Consider the following 3,781-nt stretch of genomic DNA (forward strand, 5'->3'; position numbering starts at 1 on the left):
CCATGAGCATGCCGGGCAGGGACTTATCGCAGCCCGCCAGCAGGACGGAACCGTCGATCCGCTCGGCCTGCATCACCGTTTCCACTGAGTCGGCGATCACTTCGCGGGATACGAGGGAGAAGTGCATGCCTTCGTGGCCCATCGAGATGCCGTCGGAGACGGAGATGGTGCCGAACTGCATGGGGAACCCGCCGCCAGCGTGGACGCCTTCCTTGGCGCCCTGGGCCAGCCGGTTCAGGGAGAGGTTGCAGGGAGTGATTTCGTTCCAGGAGCTCGCGACGCCGATCTGGGGCTTGGCGAAGTCATCGTCCCCCATGCCGACCGCCCGGAACATTCCGCGGGCGGGCGCCGCGTGGATTCCGTCGGTGACGACCCGGCTGCGGGGCTTGATATCCACTAAATGTGAGGGTTGCATATTTTTCCTCCGGTGTTGATTTCAAGCTACGTATCGTTCTGAACGCTATGGGCAACGGGACGCGTCGAGGTTATGGGCAGTGTTAAGGGTTGCAGTAGTTGCAAAAACGCGGGTCGGCTCTTGGCGGGTCGGTTACGTCGCGGGTGGAGCGGTGCTCGCAGGTGAGGCATCCATCAATCTCAGCGCGGGTCTCGTTTGTTGGTGCGCCGCAAACCTTGCACGGGAGTCCCGCCACCCGCTCCACTTTCCAGAATCCCGGGGTGTCGCACGCCGGACACCGGGAGCGAAGTTTCTGTGCAAGGTCTTCGGCCGCGCGACGGATGGTTTCCATGCGCGTCGGATTGGCATGTGCGCGCATGTCGGTCTCGAGAAAAACCTTGCCGTTGGCCGACCGGGTCAGCGCCTTCGAAAAGTCGCGCTCCAGCTCGGGCCATGAGGCGATTCCCTTACGGATGCGATGGTCGTGCCCGCCTTCCGGGCGAACGACCAGGTGATGTCCGGGGAACTTCGATTCGCGGGCGAACCCTTGGGCCTCCGCCCAGTCCGCGGTCAGGAGGTGGAAGAAATTTGTCTTGCCTTCGGCTGTTCCAACGACCTCCAGTTCACGCTCACGGTCGATCCAGATCATGAGTTCGACGTTACAGGGGAACATCCCCATGTACGGATCCGGGCCAAACGAGCCCTCACTGGCGATGCCCAGCGGCAGTCCCGACATTTCCATACCCACGCGCGCTTTCCTGCGCGCAGCCTCGAGCTGTGTGCCCTCGCGGGGGACCTCGCGGGTAAAAGTACCGAGCAGATCCGTGTCGTAGCCCGTGACGTGTTCGATCCGGCAGCTAAGCGCACGCTCGAGCACCGGGGCGATCACCTGCTCCTTGCCATGCTGGGTAAGCAGAGAAATCCGTTCACCGGAATAGACGGAAAGCTGGATTGAATTGTCGGAATCAGTACTGCTCACAACTGACCTTTCACTCGGGGCGCGAACGAAGGGACTTCCCCGTCCCGGCACCGCATATACGGCAGGGGCTGAAGGCTCCGACCTCGGCGGCTAAAGAACGTGGACGGACTGGCCGCTCCAGGAAACCCGCAGGTTTAGGGAATGGCGTGTTGAGGAGATGCCTTGGCCGTAGATCCCGGTGTGGCCGGTAGCGGGTGCTCCGACTGCGGCGCCGACGTGCAAGATAGCCGGATCCGAAAGGTTCGTCGACGGTAAGCTGAGCGCCCCCTCCGATGGCGACTGCTGCTCCTGCTATCTTGCTCACCCCATGCCGATGTTTTTCGCAGCACACCTGTCATGTGCACGCGATGAGTTGGAAAAGTCCCGGTGGCCGTCCCGCAATCGCAGATGTTACGTGACAGAATACACGAATTTTGGATCATGAATCACAGAGTGTGTATTAATGGAACTGCCGGCGGGCCGGTGCCATCGGATGGATTACAGCCAAACGATGCAGGTATGGGCCATTGACCGCGCTCCGGTTTCACAACAGCTGGAAACGAACAAGAGAGACCACATGATCGATCCCATCATCCTTTTCTTCCTGCTCGGTGCCGCTGCCGGCCTCTTGCGTTCAGAACTGCGACTGCGATCTACGAGTTTGTCAGTATTGTGCTGTTGCTGGCCATTGGACTCAAGGGTGGCATCGAACTGGCCAGGCAGCCTTTCGGCAGCCTGTTGCCGCAAATGCTGGCAGTCGTGGCGCTGGGATTCTTCCTCTCACTGGCCGCCTTCCCCGTGCTGCGCTACCTGGGCCGTTTCAAACGCGCGGATGCCGCTTCCATCGCTGCCCACAACGGCTCGGTGAGCGTAGGCACCTATGCCGTGGCCATCGCGTATCTTGGCAGCCGCCAGATCGCCTTCGAAGCGCACATGCCGCTGCTTCTGGTGCTCCTGGAAGTGCCGGCCATCATTGTGGGAATTGTCCTCGCGCGGGGCCTCTCACGAGAAACCCGGTGGAGGTCGGTCGCCCACGAGGTTTTCCTGGGCAAAAGCATCGTGCTGCTTCTGGGCGGGCTGCTCATCGGATGGGCGGCCGGGCCGGACGGGTTATCGTCGATCGAGCCCTTGTTCTTCGATCTTTTCAAGGGAATCCTGGCCCTTTTTCTGCTGGAGATGGGGCTGATCACCGCGACACAGGTAGGAAGCCTGCGCCGGTACGGGCCATTCCTGATGGCCTTTGGAATTGGCATGCCGCTCTTTTCCGCCTTGGTGGGGACCGGGCTGGGCTGGGCGCTGGGCCTCTCCATCGGCGGTACGGCCGTTCTTGCGACGCTGGCTGCGAGTGCTTCATACATCGCAGTGCCGGCGGCCATGCGCATCTCCGTACCCGAGGCCAACCCCACCCTGTCGCTGGCCGCCGCACTGGGGATCACGTTCCCGTTCAATGTACTGTTTGGCATCCCGATGTACCACGCGCTAGCCGTGTGGGCCCACACATTCGCGAAAGGATAAGACCGATGCAAAGCCATGCACGCAAGCTATTGACCGTCGTCACCGAAGCGGTACTTGAGGCCACCCTCACCCGTGAGATCGACCGGCTCAATGCCCGCGGATACACCATCACCGACGCCCGAGGCAAAGGTCACCGCGGCGTCCGCAGTGCCGGTTGGGAAGCGAACAGCAACATCCGCATCGAGGTGGTGTGTGACGACCGTACAGCCGGCGCAATTGCCGCCCACCTTCAGGAGCACTACTACCAGGACTACGCCATGATCCTGTTCGTGAGTGACATCGAAGTCTTGCGCCCGGAGAAATTCTAGACCCTGACCGCACCGGGCCCACGCAAAGGATCCGGCGAAGGTCCGGAGCGCCGCGGCCTCAGCTCCGGGGGCGCACGACCAGGACCGGGCAGGACGCATGCCGGACGCACTGGTCACTTACGGAGCCGAGCAGCATCCCGGCGAGACCGCCGCGCCCGCGCGATCCGACAACCAGCATTCGGGCCTCCCGTGAGATGTCAATGAGACCCTTTGCCGCCCCGGCGTTAACGGCCCTGTAGCTAATGGAAACCGTGGGGTATCTGTCAACGCTCATTTGCACATCCCGCATGAGCTCCCCATGCACCGTCGCAGCGTACTCATCAAAGGACGACACATACCCGAACTTCCAGCCGGGTGGCTGCGGAGCGGTGGCGATGGACCAGGCCCGCACGATGACGACGGCGGCCTGCAGTTGATCAGCGAGTCCAAGTGCCATGTCCAGGGCGTAATAGGTGCAGTAAGATCCATCATGACCGACCACAATGCTGTTGTTCGGTGCCGGTTTCAGCCCGTCACCCGGGCTTTCCCGGGTCACTGATGGTTCCCCTTGTCCGGGAGGCTGCAACTGCACCGGTTGCCGGCCAGCGGATGGCACCGCGGCCGCGG

Annotated in this window: 5 protein-coding genes; 2 read left to right on the plus strand and 3 right to left on the minus strand. The window is 62.1% G+C overall.

Annotated elements, in window-relative coordinates:
• A partial coding sequence (locus Y708_RS24590; protein ID WP_173401516.1) for a dihydroxy-acid dehydratase domain-containing protein occupies nucleotides 1-415 on the minus strand: 415 nt, incomplete at its 3' end.
• 82 nt (nucleotides 416-497) lie between these two features.
• Nucleotides 498-1,373 (minus strand): DUF6671 family protein, encoded by an 876-nt coding sequence (locus Y708_RS0111760; protein WP_051478937.1) that lies wholly within the window; start codon nucleotides 1,371-1,373, stop codon nucleotides 498-500.
• A 657-nt stretch (nucleotides 1,374-2,030) separates the two neighbouring features.
• Between Y708_RS0111760 and Y708_RS24595 the strand changes: the two genes are divergently transcribed.
• Nucleotides 2,031-2,867, plus strand: coding sequence for a sodium-dependent bicarbonate transport family permease (locus Y708_RS24595; RefSeq protein ID WP_253905795.1), 837 nt, complete (start codon nucleotides 2,031-2,033; stop codon nucleotides 2,865-2,867).
• 5 nt (nucleotides 2,868-2,872) lie between these two features.
• Entirely contained in the window at nucleotides 2,873-3,175 is a 303-nt protein-coding gene (locus Y708_RS0111770) for a P-II family nitrogen regulator (protein ID WP_026548810.1), read from the plus strand.
• 58 nt (nucleotides 3,176-3,233) lie between these two features.
• Here the strand turns inward: Y708_RS0111770 and Y708_RS0111775 are convergent.
• Nucleotides 3,234-3,781 (minus strand): universal stress protein (locus Y708_RS0111775; RefSeq protein ID WP_081746733.1); only part of this gene is annotated, 548 nt, incomplete at its 5' end.

The sequence above is a fragment of the Arthrobacter sp. H5 genome, assembly GCF_000520595.1.
Classification (GTDB): Bacteria; Actinomycetota; Actinomycetes; order Actinomycetales; family Micrococcaceae; genus Arthrobacter_D.

Excerpts from the sequence above, each read along its gene's own strand:
- Y708_RS0111770 (WP_026548810.1), top strand. The coding sequence starts at position 2,873 with ATGCAAAGCCATGCACGCAAGCTATTGACCGTCGTCACCGAAGCGGTA.